The organism is Lysinibacillus sp. GW823-FHT02G10, from assembly GCF_058797135.1.
In genome coordinates this window covers 1-1232 of sequence record NZ_JBXAJI010000025.1, presented here as the reverse complement: position 1 = coordinate 1232, position 1232 = coordinate 1, and the positions used below count along the sequence as shown (strand labels likewise).

Annotated in this window: 13 tRNA genes; all 13 read right to left on the bottom strand. The window is 52.8% G+C overall.

The window, feature by feature from the left end:
- Nucleotides 1-5: 5 nt before the first annotated feature.
- A tRNA-Glu gene (locus tag AC1RFD_RS22365) sits at nucleotides 6-77 on the bottom strand.
- A gap of 2 nt (nucleotides 78-79) precedes the next feature.
- Nucleotides 80-170, bottom strand: a tRNA-Ser gene (locus tag AC1RFD_RS22360).
- A gap of 10 nt (nucleotides 171-180) precedes the next feature.
- Nucleotides 181-257 (bottom strand) — tRNA-Asn (locus AC1RFD_RS22355).
- A 4-nt stretch (nucleotides 258-261) separates the two neighbouring features.
- Nucleotides 262-338, bottom strand: a tRNA-Ile gene (locus tag AC1RFD_RS22350).
- 1 nt (nucleotide 339) lies between these two features.
- Nucleotides 340-413: transfer RNA gene (locus AC1RFD_RS22345), tRNA-Gly, on the bottom strand.
- 5 nt (nucleotides 414-418) lie between these two features.
- Nucleotides 419-494 (bottom strand) — tRNA-Phe (locus AC1RFD_RS22340).
- A 59-nt stretch (nucleotides 495-553) separates the two neighbouring features.
- A tRNA-Asp gene (locus AC1RFD_RS22335) sits at nucleotides 554-629 on the bottom strand.
- Nucleotides 630-632: 3 nt separating this feature from the next.
- Nucleotides 633-707: transfer RNA gene (locus AC1RFD_RS22330), tRNA-Met, on the bottom strand.
- Nucleotides 708-760: 53 nt separating this feature from the next.
- Nucleotides 761-853, bottom strand: a tRNA-Ser gene (locus AC1RFD_RS22325).
- Between the two features lie 15 nt (nucleotides 854-868).
- A tRNA-Ile gene (locus AC1RFD_RS22320) sits at nucleotides 869-945 on the bottom strand.
- Between the two features lie 7 nt (nucleotides 946-952).
- A tRNA-Met gene (locus tag AC1RFD_RS22315) sits at nucleotides 953-1026 on the bottom strand.
- Between the two features lie 28 nt (nucleotides 1027-1054).
- Nucleotides 1055-1130: transfer RNA gene (locus AC1RFD_RS22310), tRNA-Ala, on the bottom strand.
- A gap of 16 nt (nucleotides 1131-1146) precedes the next feature.
- Nucleotides 1147-1223 (bottom strand) — tRNA-Pro (locus AC1RFD_RS22305).
- Between the last annotated feature and the right edge of the window lie 9 nt (nucleotides 1224-1232).

Here is a 1232-nt window from a genome sequence, read left to right as displayed (position 1 = left end):
TAGTATGACCCGTACGGGATTCGAACCCGTGTTACCGCCGTGAAAGGGCGGTGTCTTAACCACTTGACCAACGGGCCCATGGCGGAGAAGGAGGGATTTGAACCCTCGCGCCGGTTACCCGACCTACACCCTTAGCAGGGGCGCCTCTTCAGCCTCTTGAGTACTTCCCCAAAATAAAAATGGCTCCGAAGGCAGGACTCGAACCTGCGACAACCTGATTAACAGTCAGGTGCTACTACCAACTGAGCTACTTCGGAATAATGGTGGGCCTAAATGGACTCGAACCATCGACCTCACGCTTATCAGGCGTGCGCTCTAACCAGCTGAGCTATAGGCCCTTGGAGCGGGTGATGGGAATCGAACCCACGACATCAGCTTGGAAGGCTGAGGTTTTACCATTAAACTACACCCGCATAAATGGTGGGTCAGGACGGAATCGAACCGCCGACACTTAGAGCTTCAATCTAATGCTCTACCAACTGAGCTACTGACCCATTTCGTCCATGCTAAGCTTGCTCACTCTTTTGCTTCTCATGACTTTTATCTTTAAAAATGGCGGTCCCGACCGGGATCGAACCGGCGATCTCCTGCGTGACAGGCAGGCATGTTAACCGCTACACCACGGGACCTTTTGGTTGCGGGGGCCGGATTTGAACCAACGACCTTCGGGTTATGAGCCCGACGAGCTACCACTGCTCCACCCCGCGATAATTTTATGTTGTTTCGAGTTTTTAAAGCACCATTTATAAAAATTTAAAACTGGAGGAGGTAGAGGGATTCGAACCCCCGCGCGGTGTTACCCGCCTGTCGGTTTTCAAGACCGATCCCTTCAGCCAGACTTGGGTATACCTCCGTTACAATATATAAATGGTGGACCTTGCAGGACTCGAACCTGCGACCGGACGGTTATGAGCCGTCTGCTCTAACCAACTGAGCTAAAGGTCCTTTAAGATGGCGGCAGAGGGGATCGAACCCCCGACCTTACGGGTATGAACCGTACGCTCTAGCCAGCTGAGCTACGCCGCCAGGATCTTTATACTGGTTAATTTACTTATGGTGGAGCCTAGCGGGATCGAACCGCTGACCTCCTGCGTGCAAGGCAGGCGCTCTCCCAGCTGAGCTAAGGCCCCATAATCTTTTTGGAAATGGTCGGGAAGACAGGATTCGAACCTGCGACCCCTTGGTCCCAAACCAAGTGCTCTACCAAGCTGAGCTACTTCCCGTTGTTCTTT